Annotated in this window: 15 protein-coding genes; 6 read left to right on the top strand and 9 right to left on the bottom strand. The window is 61.6% G+C overall.

Going from position 1 to position 15,582, the window contains the following annotated elements:
• Positions 1–54: 54 nt before the first annotated feature.
• The 7 genes from pxpA to CLM71_RS05720 all read right to left on the bottom strand — a co-directional run bounded on the left by pxpA (position 55) and on the right by CLM71_RS05720 (position 6,269).
• Complete coding sequence (gene pxpA / locus CLM71_RS05750; protein WP_105230148.1) at positions 55–792, bottom strand: 5-oxoprolinase subunit PxpA; 738 nt, start codon at positions 790–792, stop codon at positions 55–57.
• On the bottom strand, positions 782–1,714 hold the full coding sequence (gene pxpC, locus CLM71_RS05745) for a 5-oxoprolinase subunit PxpC (protein ID WP_105230147.1): 933 nt from the start codon (positions 1,712–1,714) through the stop codon (positions 782–784). Before pxpC ends, pxpA begins: the two co-directional genes overlap by 11 nt.
• On the bottom strand, positions 1,708–2,364 hold the full coding sequence (gene pxpB, locus CLM71_RS05740; RefSeq protein WP_172606348.1) for a 5-oxoprolinase subunit PxpB: 657 nt from the start codon (positions 2,362–2,364) through the stop codon (positions 1,708–1,710). Before pxpB ends, pxpC begins: the two co-directional genes overlap by 7 nt.
• Positions 2,365–2,625: 261 nt before the next feature.
• Entirely contained in the window at positions 2,626–3,369 is a 744-nt protein-coding gene (locus CLM71_RS05735; protein WP_105233228.1) for a type 2 GTP cyclohydrolase I, read from the bottom strand.
• 66 nt (positions 3,370–3,435) lie between these two features.
• Complete coding sequence (locus CLM71_RS05730; protein ID WP_105230145.1) at positions 3,436–4,416, bottom strand: MBL fold metallo-hydrolase; 981 nt, start codon at positions 4,414–4,416, stop codon at positions 3,436–3,438.
• A gap of 23 nt (positions 4,417–4,439) precedes the next feature.
• Entirely contained in the window at positions 4,440–5,873 is a 1,434-nt protein-coding gene (gene phrB, locus CLM71_RS05725; RefSeq protein WP_105230144.1) for a deoxyribodipyrimidine photo-lyase, read from the bottom strand.
• A gap of 189 nt (positions 5,874–6,062) precedes the next feature.
• Positions 6,063–6,269, bottom strand: coding sequence for a YbfA family protein (locus CLM71_RS05720; protein WP_054305327.1), 207 nt, complete (start codon positions 6,267–6,269; stop codon positions 6,063–6,065).
• Positions 6,270–6,670: 401 nt separating this feature from the next.
• Here CLM71_RS05720 and CLM71_RS05715 point away from each other — a divergent pair, with 401 nt between their 5' ends.
• The 6 genes from CLM71_RS05715 (at position 6,671) to kdpE (ending at position 14,600) form a co-directional block, all read left to right on the top strand.
• Positions 6,671–6,760 (top strand): K(+)-transporting ATPase subunit F, encoded by a 90-nt coding sequence (locus CLM71_RS05715; protein WP_105230143.1) that lies wholly within the window; start codon positions 6,671–6,673, stop codon positions 6,758–6,760.
• A complete protein-coding gene (gene kdpA, locus CLM71_RS05710) occupies positions 6,760–8,448 on the top strand; it encodes a potassium-transporting ATPase subunit KdpA (protein WP_105230142.1) in 1,689 nt (562 codons plus the stop codon). The genes CLM71_RS05715 and kdpA overlap by 1 nt, the downstream gene beginning before the upstream one ends.
• Before the next feature lie 23 nt (positions 8,449–8,471).
• The gene (gene kdpB / locus CLM71_RS05705) at positions 8,472–10,541 is read left to right on the top strand and encodes a potassium-transporting ATPase subunit KdpB (RefSeq protein WP_105230141.1); all 2,070 of its coding nucleotides are present in this window, start codon (positions 8,472–8,474) and stop codon (positions 10,539–10,541) included.
• An 18-nt stretch (positions 10,542–10,559) separates the two neighbouring features.
• Positions 10,560–11,126, top strand: coding sequence for a potassium-transporting ATPase subunit KdpC (kdpC, locus tag CLM71_RS05700; protein ID WP_105230140.1), 567 nt, complete (start codon positions 10,560–10,562; stop codon positions 11,124–11,126).
• Positions 11,127–11,204: 78 nt separating this feature from the next.
• Positions 11,205–13,898, top strand: coding sequence for a two-component system sensor histidine kinase KdpD (gene kdpD, locus CLM71_RS05695; RefSeq protein WP_105230139.1), 2,694 nt, complete (start codon positions 11,205–11,207; stop codon positions 13,896–13,898).
• A 12-nt stretch (positions 13,899–13,910) separates the two neighbouring features.
• A complete protein-coding gene (gene kdpE, locus CLM71_RS05690; protein ID WP_105233227.1) occupies positions 13,911–14,600 on the top strand; it encodes a two-component system response regulator KdpE in 690 nt (229 codons plus the stop codon).
• Positions 14,601–14,605: 5 nt separating this feature from the next.
• Here kdpE and CLM71_RS05685 read toward each other — a convergent pair whose 3' ends face one another.
• Positions 14,606–14,911, bottom strand: a complete 306-nt coding sequence (locus tag CLM71_RS05685) for a DUF3861 domain-containing protein (protein WP_105230138.1) — start codon at positions 14,909–14,911, stop codon at positions 14,606–14,608.
• Positions 14,911–15,519, bottom strand: a complete 609-nt coding sequence (locus CLM71_RS05680) for a PadR family transcriptional regulator (protein WP_105230137.1) — start codon at positions 15,517–15,519, stop codon at positions 14,911–14,913. The genes CLM71_RS05685 and CLM71_RS05680 overlap by 1 nt, the downstream gene beginning before the upstream one ends.
• Positions 15,520–15,582 lie beyond the last annotated feature (63 nt).

Genomic DNA, 15,582 nt, shown 5'->3' with positions numbered 1-15,582 from the left:
AAAAGGCTGCGGGTCGAAGGCCTGTGTTTGTTGTGTTGTGTTAGTTTTTTATTGTTATTCTGCGCTGACGCTGATGCCCTGTTCGGCAAAGCTGGCGCGCAGTTTGCGGGCATACTCCAGCGCATGCTCGCCGTCGCCGTGCAGACAGACAGTTTCCGCCTGCACCGCGGCCCATTTGCCGTCAATGCTGCGCACCCGATGATGGCGCACCATTTCCAGCGTTTGTTGCAGCGCCTGCTGTTCGTCTTCGATCAGCGCCCCGCTTTGCCCGCGCGGCACCAGCGTGCCATCGGCCAGATAGCCGCGATCGGCAAACACTTCCTGCCGGGTCGTCAGCCCCAGGCGCTCCCCGGCGCGGATCAGCTCACTGCCCGCCAGCCCTACCAGCCGCAGTGCCGGATCGACATCCTTGACCGCCCGGGCGATCGCGTCCGCCAATGCCGGCTCCACCGCCGCCTGGTTGTACAGCATGCCGTGCGGCTTCACATGCACCATCGCCCCGCCTTCCGTCCGGGCGATCGCGGCCAGCGCCCCCAGCTGATACACCACCTGCGCATAGACGGTTTCCGCCGGCAGTTGCATACGCGTGCGGCCAAAGTTTTCCCGGTCGGGAAAGCTGGGATGCGCGCCAATCGCCACGCCATACTGCAGCGCCCAGCGCACCGACTGGCGCATGGTCTGCGCGTCGCCGGCGTGGAAACCGCAGGCGATATTGGCCGAGCTGACCAGTTGCAGCAGCGCCTGGTCATTAACGCAGCCTTCCCCCAGATCGGCATTTAAATCAACGAGCATGTAGCCCCCAGGCAATTTGTTGGATAAACAGATCCTGCTCTTTTTTGGCGCGCTGCGCGTCTTCCAGAGAACAGGGAATAAAGTGCACCGGCTCCCCCAGACGGATCTGCGCCAAATGATAGAGATCGGCTTCGATCACACAGGCAATGCGCGGGTAGCCGCCGGTGGTCTGCGCATCCGCCATCAGGACGATCGGCTGGCCGTTATGCGGCACCTGCACCACGCCCGGCTGCAGGCCGTGCGACAGCATTTCCCGCGCGGTGGCGCGCGTTAACTCCGCGCTGCCCTGCAGGCGGTAGCCCATGCGGTTGCTCTGCGGGCTCAGCTGCCACGCCGTACGCCAGAACGCCTCCCGTGCTGCTGCGCTGAACTCCTGATACTCCGGCCCCGGCAGCGCACGGATGCGGTTATTAAACAACAGCTGCTTGACGCCGAACGGCTTGCTCGGCAGGTTCTCGCTCTCCCCCAGCGGCAATTGGTCGCCGTCCTGCAGTTTTCGTCCTGCCAGACCGCCAAAACCGGTTCTCAGATCGGTGCTGCGCGAACCCAGCACCTCCGGCACCGCAATGCCGCCGGCGATCGCCAGATAGCTGCGCATGCCGTGTCTGGGCTTATGCAGCACCAGCTGCTGGCCCTTTTTCACCGGATAACGCCAGCCGGTCCACAGCGGTTTGCCGTCCAGCAGCGCGTCGCAGCCGGCGCCGGTCAGCGCGATCCAGCCAGGCTGCGTAAATTCAGCGCTGAACTGCCCCAGCGTAATCTCCAGCCCGGCGCTGTCCGCACGGTTGCCCACCAGCAGGTTGGCGATTTTCAGCGCCGGCGTATCCAGCGCTCCGCCCTGGCTGACGCCCAGGCTGCGGAAGCCGTTTCGCCCCAGATCCTGTACCGTGGTATAGATGCCGGCACGCAATACTTTTAACATACGCCCTCCCGCTGCGGCACAAAACGCACGCTGTCTCCCGGACGCAGCAGCGTCGGCGGCGTGTTCTGCGGATTAAACAGCGCCAGCGGCGTACGGCCGATCAGCTGCCAGCCGCCCGGCGCAGCCTGCGGGTAGATGCCCGTCTGGCTGCCGCCGATGCCGACCGAACCGGCGGGCACGCTCAGGCGCGGTTCCGCCCGGCGCGGCGCCGTCAGTTGCTCCGGCATACCGCCGAGATAAGGAAAACCCGGCTGAAAACCGAGGAAATACACCACATACGCCGCTGCGGCGTGGCACTCCACCACCTGCTGCGGCGTCATGCCGGTATGGCGCGCCACCTCATCCAGATCCGGCCCCATCTCCCCGCCGTAAATCACCGGAATATCCACTTCCCGCGCCTGCGGCACCAGCGTTTCACTGCTCTCCCAACCCTGCCGCAGCAACTCCAGCAGCGCGGCGATATCCGCCTGTGGCGTCTGTAGCAACAGCGTCAGGTTATTCATACCCGGCACCACTTCCTGTACATGTGGGTGATGGGCAAATTTTTCTGCCAACGCCCAGATCCGCTGCTGACTGGGCAGCGTCACCGGCGGTGCCAATTCAAGCACGATCGCCCTTTCACCCAATAGGTAATATTGTGCTCGTTGCACCATTACTCTCCTTATTATTGTTTGCAAAACGTATCAGTTATGCGCGAGCGCAGGCCGGCTGTCAACACAACAACCCCTGTAAAAATAAGGATATATAGCTGTCATACATCAAATTGCAGGTGCGTTGGCGGCGCTCAGTCACCCGAATCACTGACCTGAGTCAGCTCATCGGGTTTCCTTCCCTTGCCGTCTTCCTGCAACTCGAATTATTTAAGGTATAAAAAACGAAAAGGGTTCAGCATGCTGAACCCTGGGGGAAAATCAGGCGGGATTCGGGATATCGATAAAGGTCACATCAAGGCCATGATGTTCGGCCAGCCACTCGCCCAGCGCCTTGACGCCGCCGCGCTCGGTGGCGTGATGCCCGGCGGCGAAAAAGTGAATGCCCATTTCACGCGCGCTATGAATGGTCTGTTCGGAGACTTCACCGCTGATAAAGGCGTCGACGCCAAAACGCGCGGCGCTGTCGATAAAGCCCTGACCGCCGCCGGTGCACCAGGCAACGCGACGGATTTCCGCCGGCGCATTGTCGCCGCAGTGCAGAACCGGGCGTCCCAGACGCGCTTCAAGACGCTGCTGCAGCTCTGCGCCGCTGAGCGGCTGTTCAAATTCGCCATGCGGCACCAGCGGCTCAACCTCACCGAGCACGCGGATATCCAGCAGCTGCGCCAGCTGGGCGTTATTGCCCAGCAGCGGATGCGCATCCAGCGGCAGGTGGTAGCCGTACAGATTGATATCATTGCCCAGCAGCGTCTTCAGCCGGTTACGCTTCATACCGCGCACCACCGGCGCCTCGTTCTTCCAGAAATAGCCGTGATGCACCAAAATGGCGTCGGCCTGGTGTTCCACGGCCGCATCCAGCAATGCCTGGCAGGCGGTCACGCCGGTGACGACGCGCTGTACGTTTTCCCGTCCTTCGACCTGCAGGCCATTTGGCGCATAGTCCTGAAACGCGGCGCTGTTAAGTACATTGTTTATCAAGCTTTCCAGATCGAGGTTATGCATACTCATCTCTCTTCAACATAGTGCGTGGGTCCCAACGCCGGCAGTCCCGGACAATGGGGAGCGACGTTAAAACTGTTGGCGATCGCCCTGCGCCATAAAAATAAATTTAACACCCAGATCGTTGGCCTGCTCCAGCTGTTGCTGAATCATCGCACGCCGGTCTTCGCCCTGCTGCAGGCTCGGTTTAATGTGGCTGATAACGATCGGCAGTCCCGCCAGCGAACCGTCGCCACCGCTGTATTTTTGCAGATTTTTCAGCTCCTTCAGCAGCCAGGCCGGGGTGAGATGGCCATAGAGTTTGCTGTCTGACACCTCATTGGGGTAAGAGGTTTCAATAATCATGCCCTTCAGCTTTTTACTGGCGACCAGCGGCCCCAGCGCCCGCCAGACGCTGTCCAGCTGGCGCGACTGTTCCAGCGCGTCCGGCCCGGTATCGCCAAAGTAGGCGAAAGCGCCCGTGCGATCGGCAAGCAGCACCATCGAAGAGTGATAACCCGCATGGCTGAGCGGATACATCACCCCGCTCAGCCCGGTGGTGCCGAAGGTGAAGCGCTGCTGTTCACGCACCGGCTGCAGCCGGTAGGTGCCAAGGCGCTGGCCGTTGCCGGAGTCGCTGAAGTTCGGCCAGCTCTTCCAGTTGAAATAGTGGTTGCGCAGCGTCAGTACCGTGTCATTCGAGGCATACACCGTTTTTTTACCATCTTCCGGCGACGCGATAATCAGCCCGGCCAGATGGTCCAGATGCGCATGGCTGATAAAATAGGCGCCAATCAGCCGCCGGAAAATATGGCCCTGCGGCGTATATGGCGCCGCCGCTTCCGGCGTCACCTGCGGAAAACTGCCTTTTTCCAACCCCTTGCCGATGCCGGGCAGCAGCGAGCCGGCGTCCAATGCCACGTACTGCGTCTGACTGTCGCTGCGGATAAGATAAGAGGTCAGGTTGCCGTCGCTGACGCCGCCGTCGACGCCCAGCGCCACCACATCAAACCCGGCCAGCGCCAGCGCCGAATAGCCGCTCAGACAGACGGCCAGTATTTTCTTCAACATAAGCTTGCTCCTTGCGGTGACCGTTAATCCCCTCCGCGTTTCGCCGCCTCAAACGCCGCCAGCGTCGTCAACCGCGCCTCGCGGTGATCGACAATCGGCGGCGGATACGCCAGCGCAATATCCTGCTTTTCCGCCCAGCGATGGGGATGATGAAGTTCATTGTCCGGTACTTCCGCCAGTTCGGGCAACCATTTACGGATAAAAGCGCCTTGCGGATCAAAACGTTCGCCCTGCGTCGTCGGATTAAAGATGCGAAAATAAGGCGCCGCGTCGGTACCGGTCGACGCCGCCCACTGCCAGCCGCCGTTATTGGCGGCGAAATCACCATCCAGCAGCTGGCGCATAAAATAGCGCTCGCCGGCTCGCCAGTCGATCAGCAGATCCTTCACCAGAAAACTGGCCACGATCATCCGTAAACGGTTATGCATCCATCCGGTGTTATTCAGTTGCCGCATGGCCGCATCGACAATCGGGTAGCCGGTGCGCCCCTGCTGCCAAGCCTGTAGCGCCCCGGCGTCCGGATTCCAGCGAACGGCGTCCGTCCAGCCGATAAAGGGGCGATGGCGGCACAGGGCTGGATAAGCCACCAGCAGATGGCGGTAAAATTCACGCCAGATTAACTCATTCAGCCAGGTAAACGCGCCACCGTCCGGCTGCTCCAGCAGGTCAGGACAGGTCAGCCGCAGGCGATTGACGCACTGACGCGGCGATAACACGCCTATCGCCAGATACGGCGACAGGCCGCTGGTGGCGTCCAGCGCCGGAAAGTCGCGCTGCTGTCGGTAGTCCTGCACCTGCTCGCGGCAAAAAGTGCGCAGCCGGCGCAAGGCGTGTTCCTCACCCGGCGGGAATGCCGCCGCATCCCATGCGGCATCAGGATCAACAAACGGAACCGGCGCCGCCGCCGGCGCAATCGCACCGCTCGCACGCACCGCTGGCGCCGGCAGGGAGCGTACATCGGCGCTGTACAGACGCTGCAAAAACGCCTTACGAAACGGCGTATAAACCTGATACATCTCACCGTTGCCGGTCTGCACGCTGCCCGGCGGCAGCAACAGCGCGTCATCAAACGCGTGACAGGTCAGCGTATCCGCCAGCGCGGTTTCAACCTGCCGGTCACGCCGCCGCTCATTCAGTTCATACTGCCGGTTGTAAAACAGCGCATCGACGCCGGTGGTGCGGCAATAGTCCGTAAGCCAGCGCACCGAGTCGGCAAAATCATCGCACTGATGCACCACCAGCGGAATACCGCGCTGCGCCAGCTGCGACTGTAGCGGCAGCAGGTTGGCGTAAATAAAAGCCGCCTGCCGCGGCGCCATCTCGTGCTGCCGCCACTGTTGCGGCGTGGTGATAAACAGCGCCACCACCTGCGCCTGCGGATCGCTGCAGGCGGCGTGCAATGCCTTGTTGTCCGTGATGCGCAAATCATTGCGCAGCCAGACCAAATGGGTGGTCATAACCATCCTTCTATCGATGCCATCAATTACGCGCGACGCCGGACGGCACAACAACCGAACGAGCGGTTACCGCTGCGTTAAACAATACTAAAAGTATAGAAGAATTCGGCGGTTAAGACGATGACGCCTGCCGGCTGCGGACATAAAAAAACCCTCGCCAAGGCGAGGGTTGCAGGGGAAAAGCGCGGCTTAGTAAAAATCGCCGGACGCCAGCTCCGCCTGTTGCAGCCAGACCGGCTTATCGCTGGTTTTTGACCAGACGCGGTGCAGATAGCTGTAAAAACGCGCGCGATCGGAGCGGAACAGCATCACCGGCAGAGCCAGCACGCCAGCCAGGATCACTGCGCCGCGGCGCAGGAGAATCCGATGCAATGGATAAGCTTGATAAGTAGACATGCGAACCTCCTTAAAACACGCCGGCTGCATAGCGTCAGGCACAGCGACGACGTAAAAACAGATAAACGGATGATTTGGTAACTGCGCAAAATTTTAGCGCACCTGATGAAAATTTACTACTCATCCGACCACTAAATTACACGAAAAAAGCGCATATTGCTCTTTATACTGAAAGTTTGTTACAGGATGGTTAATTATTAACTAAACATTGGTTACCTTATGGTTATCTGACACAACGATGATGCCTCGCTCTCCTCCTGACCCGCCCTATGCCGCAAAAGCGCCGATTATTCAGACGTTTTTATACTTTTTTTACAGCCTGCAACGCGATTTTTTCATCTTCTTTCTATCCGCCTTCCTACACTGCCGCTATCAAAAATCGTCACCTGTGGAGGTGTCCCGTGAGTATCAGCGTTATCGCCGGCACGCTGTTGGTTCTGCTGCTGTTGGGCTATCTGGTTTACGCCCTGTTCAACGCGGAGGAGTTCTGATGGCTGCGTCAGCCTTTCTGTTTATCGCCAGCTTCCTGCTGGTTCTGCTGCTTCTGTCACGCCCGCTGGGCTATTTTCTGGCACGCCTGATTGAAGGCGAGCCGCTGCCCGTGCTGCGTCACAGCGAACAGTTTATCCGCGTCTGCAGCGGTAGCCGCGGGGAGGAGATGAACTGGCGCCAGTATGCGCTGGCGATTCTGCTCTTCAACCTGCTCGGCATCATCCTGCTGATGACGCTGCTGATGGGGCAAGGCGCGCTGCCGCTCAACCCGCAGGGCTTCCCGGGGATGTCCTGGCATCTGGCGCTGAACACCGCCGTCAGCTTCGTCACCAATACCAACTGGCAGGCCTACAGCGGTGAAAACACCCTGAGCTATCTCAGCCAGATGGCTGGCCTGACGGTACAGAACTTTCTGTCCGCCGCCAGCGGCATCGCCGTCGCGTTTGCGCTGATCCGCGCGTTCAGCCGCCGTTCCAGCGCCACCATCGGCAACGCCTGGCTGGATATCTGGCGTATTACGCTGTACGTGCTGCTGCCGCTTTCGCTGCTCATCGCGCTGTTTTTTGTCAGCCAGGGCGTGCTGCAGAACCTGTCGCCCTATCTGCATCTGACCACGCTGGAAGGTGGTCAGCAGGTGTTGCCGATGGGGCCGGTGGCGTCTCAGGAAGCGATCAAAATGCTCGGCACCAACGGCGGCGGTTTCTTTGGCGCCAACTCGGCGCACCCGTTCGAAAACCCCACCGCGCTGAGCAATATGGTGCAGATGCTGGCGATCTTCCTGATCCCCAGCGCGCTGTGCTTCGCCTTCGGCCAGGCCGTCGGTGAAAACCGTCAGGGCCATACGCTGCTATGGGCGATGTCGCTGATTTTCGTCGTTGCGGTGGTGGTGGTGATGTACGCCGAACTGGCAGGCAATCCGCACCTGAGCGCCGCCGGCGCCGACAGCATTATCAATATGGAAGGCAAAGAGTCGCGCTTTGGCATCCTCGCCAGCAGCCTGTTCTCGGTAGTCACCACCGCCGCCTCCTGCGGTGCGGTCAACGCCATGCATGATTCCTTTACCGCGCTGGGCGGCATGGTGCCGATGTGGCTGATGCAAATCGGTGAAGTGGTGTTCGGCGGCGTGGGCTCCGGGCTGTACGGCATGCTGCTGTTCGTCCTGCTGACGGTGTTTATCGCCGGCCTGATGATCGGTCGCACGCCGGAGTACCTGGGGAAAAAGATCGACGTCTATGAGATGAAAATGACCGCGCTGGCGATTCTGGTGACGCCGACGCTGGTGCTGTTGGGCAGCGCACTGGCGCTGGCGACCGCTGCCGGGCGCAGCGGCATTCTCAACCCCGGCGCCCACGGGCTGAGCGAAGTGCTGTACGCCTTCTCCTCTGCGGCCAATAACAACGGCAGCGCCTTCGCCGGGCTGAGCGTCAACACCCCGTTCTATAACCTGCTGCTGGCCTTCGCCATGCTGGTCGGCCGCTTCGGCGTGATTCTGCCGGTGCTGGCGATAGCCGGTTCACTGTGCGCCAAAAAACGTCAGCCGGCGGGGAACGGCACTCTGCCAACCTACGGGCCGCTGTTTGTCGGCTTGCTGATCGGCACCGTGCTGCTGGTCGGCGCCCTGACCTTTATCCCTGCGCTGGCGCTGGGCCCGGTGGCCGAGCATTTACACATTTGGCTGGCCCATTAACGGCTTCTTAGAGAGAAATAGTTATGACTCGCAAACAACGCGCGCTATTTGAACCGGCGCTGGTGCGTAACGCGCTGCTGGACGCCGTGAAAAAGCTGAACCCGCGCACCCAATGGCGTAACCCGGTGATGTTCGTGGTATACCTCGGCAGCCTGCTCACCACCCTGATCTGGCTGGGCATGCTGGCCGGCTATAGCAGCGGCGATGCCGCCTTTACCGGCAGCGTGGCGCTGTGGCTGTGGTTTACCGTGCTGTTCGCCAACTTCGCCGAAGCGCTGGCGGAAGGCCGCAGCAAAGCGCAGGCGGAAAGCCTGAAAGGCAGCAAAAAAACCAGCTGGGCCAAGAAACTGGCGCAGCCGCAGCGCGAGGCGGCTCAGGAAAAAGTTGCGGCGCAGAGCCTGCGTAAAGGCGATGTGGTGCTGGTGGAGGCCGGCGACACCATCCCCTGCGACGGCGAAGTGCTGGAAGGCGGCGCATCGGTGGATGAAAGCGCCATCACCGGCGAATCCGCGCCGGTGATCCGCGAATCCGGCGGCGACTTCTCCTCGGTCACCGGCGGCACCCGCGTGCTGTCCGACTGGCTGATCGTCCAGTGCAGCGTCAACCCGGGGGAAACCTTCCTCGACCGGATGATCGCCATGGTCGAAGGCGCCAAACGACGGAAAACGCCGAATGAGGTGGCGCTGACCATTTTGCTGGTAGCGCTGACCATCGTCTTCGTGCTGGCAACCGCTACCCTGCTGCCGTTCTCACACTACAGCGTCACCGCCGCCGGCAGCGGCGCGGTGGTCACCATCACCGTGCTGGTGGCGCTGCTGGTCTGCCTGATCCCCACCACCATCGGCGGTTTGCTGTCGGCGATTGGCGTGGCGGGCATGAGCCGCATGCTCGGCGCCAATGTGATCGCCACCAGCGGCCGGGCGGTGGAGGCCGCCGGCGACGTGGACGTGCTGCTGCTGGACAAAACCGGCACCATCACCCTCGGCAACCGTCAGGCCTCCGAGTTTCTGCCCGCTCCCGGCATCGAAGAGCAACAACTGGCGGACGCCGCGCAGCTGTCATCGCTGGCGGATGAAACGCCGGAAGGCCGCAGCATCGTGGTGCTGGCAAAACAGCGCTTCAACCTGCGCGAACGTGATTTACAGACGCTCAATGCCACCTTTGTGCCCTTCTCGGCGCAGACCCGCATGAGCGGCGTCAATGTACAGCAGCGGGTTATCCGCAAAGGCGCGGTAGACGCCATCCGCCGCCACGTGGAATCCAACAACGGCCATTTCCCGCCGGAGATCGACGCGCTGGTGGAAGGCGTGGCGCACACCGGCGGCACGCCGCTGGTGGTGGCGGAAGACGCGCGGGTGCTGGGCGTGGTGGCGCTGAAGGACATCGTCAAAGGCGGCATCAAAGAACGCTTTGCCGAACTGCGTCGCATGGGGATCAAAACGGTGATGATCACCGGCGACAACCGGCTGACCGCCGCCGCCATCGCCGCCGAGGCTGGGGTGGACGATTTCCTGGCCGAAGCAACGCCGGAAGCCAAACTGGCGCTGATCCGCCAGTATCAGGCGGAAGGCCGGCTGGTGGCGATGACCGGCGACGGCACCAACGATGCGCCAGCGCTGGCGCAGGCCGACGTGGCGGTGGCAATGAACTCCGGCACTCAGGCGGCGAAAGAGGCCGGTAATATGGTCGATCTGGACTCCAACCCGACCAAGCTGATTGAGGTGGTGCATATCGGCAAACAGATGCTGATGACGCGCGGCTCTCTGACCACCTTCAGCATCGCCAACGACGTGGCGAAATATTTCGCCATTATTCCGGCCGCCTTTGCCGCCACTTACCCGCAGCTGAACGCGCTGAATATTATGCATCTGCATTCGCCGTCGTCGGCCATTATGTCGGCGGTGATTTTCAACGCGCTGGTGATTGTGTTCCTGATCCCGCTGGCGCTTAAAGGCGTCAGCTACAAAGCCATGAGCGCGGCGGCGCTGCTGCGCCGCAACCTGTGGCTGTACGGGCTGGGCGGCCTGCTGGTGCCGTTCGTCGGCATTAAGCTGATTGACCTGCTGCTGACGCTGCTGCATATCGCCGGTTAACCGTTAAGGAGAAACACCATGTCTTATTTACGTCCTGCGCTGGTGATGCTGATTTTGCTGACGCTGCTCACCGGTATCGCCTATCCGCTGCTGACCACCGGCCTGGCGCAGCTGCTATTTTCCCAGCAGGCCAACGGCTCGCTGCTGTACCATGGCGACAAACTGGCCGGTTCGGCGCTGATCGGCCAGAATTTTACCCAGCCGCGCTATTTCTGGGGCCGCCCTTCCGCCACCGCCGATTCGGCCTATAATGCCGAAGCGTCAGGCGGCAGCAATCTGGCGGCGTCAAACCCGGCGCTGGATAACGCCTTCGCCGAGCGGGCCGCCCTGCTGCGTCAGGCCAACCCGACCATGCGCGGCCCGATCCCGGTCGACCTGCTGACCGCCTCCGGCAGCGGCCTCGACCCGCAGATCTCCGTCGCCGCCGCGCAGTACCAGCTGGCCCGCGTCGCCGCCGCCCGCCATCTGCCGCCGGCCCGGGTGGCGCGGTTAATCGCCGAACACAGCGAACGACCCGCGCCGGGCTTTCTCGGCACGACCACGGTCAACGTGCTGCAGTTGAATATGGCGCTGGACGCGCTGTAATAAACGCGACAGGCATGTCCCTTTCTGTACGGGTTCGCCGCGGCGAACCCATTTTGCGTTGCCAGACAAGGAGTTTTCATGGTTGATGATGAACAGCAGCGCCCCGATCCGGACAGCCTGCTGGCGGTCGCCAACGAAAAACCTCGCGGCCGTCTGAAAGTATTTTTCGGCGCCTGCGCCGGCGTCGGTAAAACCTACGCCATGCTGCAAGAAGCCCAGAGGCAACGCGCTCTGGGCCTTGACGTTCTGATCGGGGTGGTGGAGACCCACGGCCGCAATGAGACCGCCGCGCTGCTGGACGGGCTGAGCGTGCTGCCGCAAAAACGGATTCAGCACCGCGGCCGCGTGGTGCGTGAGTTCGATCTGGATGCCGCGCTGGCGCGCCATCCGGCGCTGATCCTGATGGATGAACTGGCCCACAGCAACGCCCACGGCTCGCGTCACCCCAAACGCTGGCAGGATGTGGAGGAGCTGCTGGATGCCGGCATCGACGTACTGACCACCGTCAACGTACAGCACCTGGAAAGCCTGAACGACGTAGTCGGCGGCATTACCGGCGTGCGGGTGCGCGAAACCGTGCCCGACCACGTCTTCGATCAGGCCACCGAAGTGGTGCTGGTCGACCTGCCGCCAGACGACCTGCAGCGGCGGCTGAATGAGGGCAAGGTCTACCTGCCCGGCCACGCCGAGCGCGCCATTGAGCACTTCTTCCGCAAAGGCAACCTGATCGCCCTGCGCGAGCTGGCGCTGCGCCGCACCGCCGACCGGGTGGACGACCAGATGCGCGCCTTCCGCGATACCCAGGGGCAGGAGAAGGTCTGGCACACCCGCGACAGCATTTTGCTGTGCGTCGGCCACAACAGCGGCAGCGAAAAACTGGTGCGCATTGCCGCCCGTCTGGCGGCGCGGCTCGGCTGCCACTGGCACGCGGTCTATGTGGAAACCCCCAAGCTGCACCGGCTGCCGGAAAGCCGTCGGCGCGCCATTCTGCGCGCGCTGCGTCTGGCGCAGGAACTGGGCGCACAGACCGCCACGCTGGCCGCACCGTCGGAAGAGCGCGCGGTGCTGCGTTACGCCCGTGAACATAATCTGGGTAAAATTATTATCGGCCGGCGCGGTGAACAGCGCTGGAAGTTCCGCAGCAGTTTCGCCGACCGTCTCGGCCAGTTAGGGCCAGACCTCGATCTGGTGATCGTGGCGCTGGAGGATGAGCGCCCGCCGAGCGTGCTGAAAGAACCCGATAACCGCAGCTTCAGCGATAAGTGGCGCATGCAGCTACGCGGCTGCGCGGTGGCGTTCGCGCTGTGCGCGCTGATCACCCTGCTCTCCCAATGGCTGCTGCCGGGATTCGATCAGGCCAACCTGGTGATGGTGTATCTGCTCGGCGTGGTGATTGTCGCGCTGTTTTTCGGCCGCTGGCCATCGGTGCTGGCGGCGGTGATTAACGTCGCCAGTTTCGATCTGTTCTTTGTCCAGCCGCACTGGTCATTTGCCGTCAGCGATGTACAGTATCTGCTGACCTTCGCGGTGATGCTGACCGTCGGTATCACCATCGGTAACCTCACCGCCGGCGTGCGTTATCAGGCGCGCGTGGCGCGCTACCGCGAACAGCGGGCGCGACACCTGTATGAAATGTCGCACGGCCTGAGCCAGGCGCTGACCGCCGAAGACGTCGCCAGCACCAGCCGTCACTTCCTTTCCAGCAGTTTTCACGCCAAAACCGTGCTGATGCTGCCGCAGGAAGACGGCCAGCTGCGGCAAATGGTCGGCCAGGACGGCGGTCTGCTGTCGGTGGATGAGGCCATCGCCCGCTGGAGCTATGACAAAGGGCAGCCCGCCGGCGCGGGCACCGATACGCTGCCCGGCGTGCCTTACCAACTGCTGCCGCTGAAAACCTCGCAGCACACCTTCGGCCTGCTGGCGATCGAGCCGAACAATCTGCGCCAGCTGATGGTGCCGGAACAGCAGCGGCTGCTGCAAACCTTCAGCGTGCTGATCGCCAGCGCGCTGGAGCGTCAGCAACTGGCGCGCAGCGCCGCGCAAGCGCGGCTGGATACCGAACGCGAGCAGCTGCGCAACTCGCTGCTGGCAGCGCTGTCGCACGATCTGCGCACGCCGCTGACGGTGCTGTTCGGCCAGGCGGAAATTCTTACGCTGGACCTGGCGACAGAAGGATCCCGGCACGCCCCGCAGGCCAGCCAGATCCGCCAGCAGGTGTTGAGCACAACCCGGCTGGTGAATAATCTGCTGGATATGGCGCGCATTCAGTCCGGCGGTTTTATCCTGCGCAAAGAGTGGCAGTCGCTGGAGGAGATCGTCGGCGCGTCGCTGCATATGCTGGAGCCGATCTTCAACCAGCATGAGGTCAAGGTGGAGCTGCCCGATGAAATGGTGCTGATCAACTGCGATGGTAGTTTATTGGAGCGTGTATTCACCAACCTGTTGGAAAATGCCGATAAATATGCCGGACAGGATGCTATTATCGGTATTCGCGCCCGCACTTTGCCGGAGTGGCTGGAGGTGGAAATCTGGGATAACGGCCCCGGTATTCCCGCCGAGCAAAGGCAGCATATCTTCGACAAATTCTCTCGCGGCGATAAAGAATCCGCCATTCCCGGCGTCGGTCTGGGGCTGGCGATCTGTCGCGCCATTATCGAGCTGCACGGCGGGCGTATTTGGGCGGATAACGGCAACCACGGCGGCGCCAGCTTCAAGTTTCTGCTGCCGCTGGAAAGCATGCCGGAAATGGACGGCGCAGACTTCGATTTATAACCGAGGACAATGTTGAGCATGACCCCGATTAACATTCTGATCGTGGAAGATGAGAAAGAGATCCGGCGCTTTGTCCGCAGCGCGCTGGAGACGGAAGGACTGCGGGTGTTTGAAAGCGATACGCTGCAGCGGGGTCTGATTGAAGCCGGCACGCGCAAGCCGGACCTGATTATTCTCGATCTGGGGCTGCCCGACGGCGACGGGCTGAGTTTTATCCGCGATCTGCGCCAGTGGAGCAGCATCCCGATCATCGTGCTGTCCGCCCGCCTGGCGGAAGAAGATAAAATCTCCGCGCTGGACGCCGGCGCCGACGACTATCTCAGCAAACCCTTCGGGATCGGCGAGCTGCTGGCGCGGGTGCGGGTGGCGCTGCGCCGCCATGCCGGCAGCCAGCAGGAAAGCCCGCAGGTCAGCTTTGCCGACGTCAGCGTCGATCTGCTTAACCGCCAGGTCACGCGCGGCGGCGAAGAGCTGCATCTGACGCCGATTGAGTTCCGTCTGCTGGCCGAACTGCTGGCCAACGCCGGCAAGGTGCTGACCCAGCGCCAGTTGCTCAGCCACGTCTGGGGGCCGAACTACGTCGAACACAGCCATTACCTGCGCATTTATATGGGGCATCTGCGGCAGAAGCTGGAGGCCGATCCGGCGCGCCCCAAGCATCTGCTGACCGAAACCGGCGTCGGCTACCGCTTTATGCCCTAAGCCGGCTATTCCCCCGCCTGCGGCCCTTTTTTCAGACCGACCATAAACGCTTTGAATGCGTCGCGCAGCGGCGCAAACACCGCATGTTTACGGTTTTCGATCATCACCTCGGAAAACAGTTTCAACCCGACGGCAAAGGCGGCGCTTTTTTCCTTGCCGAAGGCCAAATCCTCCCGCCCCTGGATGCGTTCGACAATCTCCAGAATGTCGTCATGATTTTCCACTTCAAACACCAGCGGCGTCTTTTCTACCGGCGCGCCTTTACGGTCGCTCAGCGCCTCAACGGTAATACGAAAACGGTGTCCCGGCATCAGGCTTGCTCCTCTGCGTTGTCATGTGTGGCCACTTCGGCCTCAATACGGCCGAGCGCTTCAAGCAGCGCCTGGTTAATACGCTCAACCTGCTCCTGGGTCAGATCGGCGCGCATCATATTGCCGCGCAGCACGCACCTCAGACGATGCATGGTGTCGGCAATGCCTTCCGCCAGATTCCCTTCGCGGCGAAGGCCGGCACCGGCCAGGCGGGCGAAAATCACGTCTACCGTGGTCTGATGCTGCGCCAGTTCCGCTCTGCCGGCATCCGTGATCCGGTAGTTCTTGCGCCCTTTGCCTGAGGTTTCCGCTTCCAGGAAATCCTGTTCTTCCAGCAGCGTCAGCGTCGGATAGATCACGCCGGGGCTTGGCACATACAGGCCGGAGGAGGCCTCTTCAATCGCCTTGATTAATTCATAGCCGTGGCTCGGTTTGCGCTCAACCAGCGCCAGCAGCACCATACGCAGTTCGCCGTGTTCAAACAGGCGGTGCAGTTTACTGCCGTGGCCGCCCATCGCATGACGCCCGGCGCGATGATGGTGGAAGTGGCGTTCATGCATTTCACCATGACGATCGCAGAAGCGATCCGAACGGAATCGATGAAACATAATGCTTACCTCTCAGGTTTTTTAGATATATCGAATCAAGTCCGATATATCTAATCTAGATCG

The sequence above is a fragment of the Serratia sp. MYb239 genome, from assembly GCF_002966855.1.
In the GTDB taxonomy this organism is placed as follows: domain Bacteria; phylum Pseudomonadota; class Gammaproteobacteria; order Enterobacterales; family Enterobacteriaceae; genus Serratia_B; species Serratia_B rhizosphaerae.
This window is presented reverse-complemented; position numbering and strand designations above follow the sequence as displayed.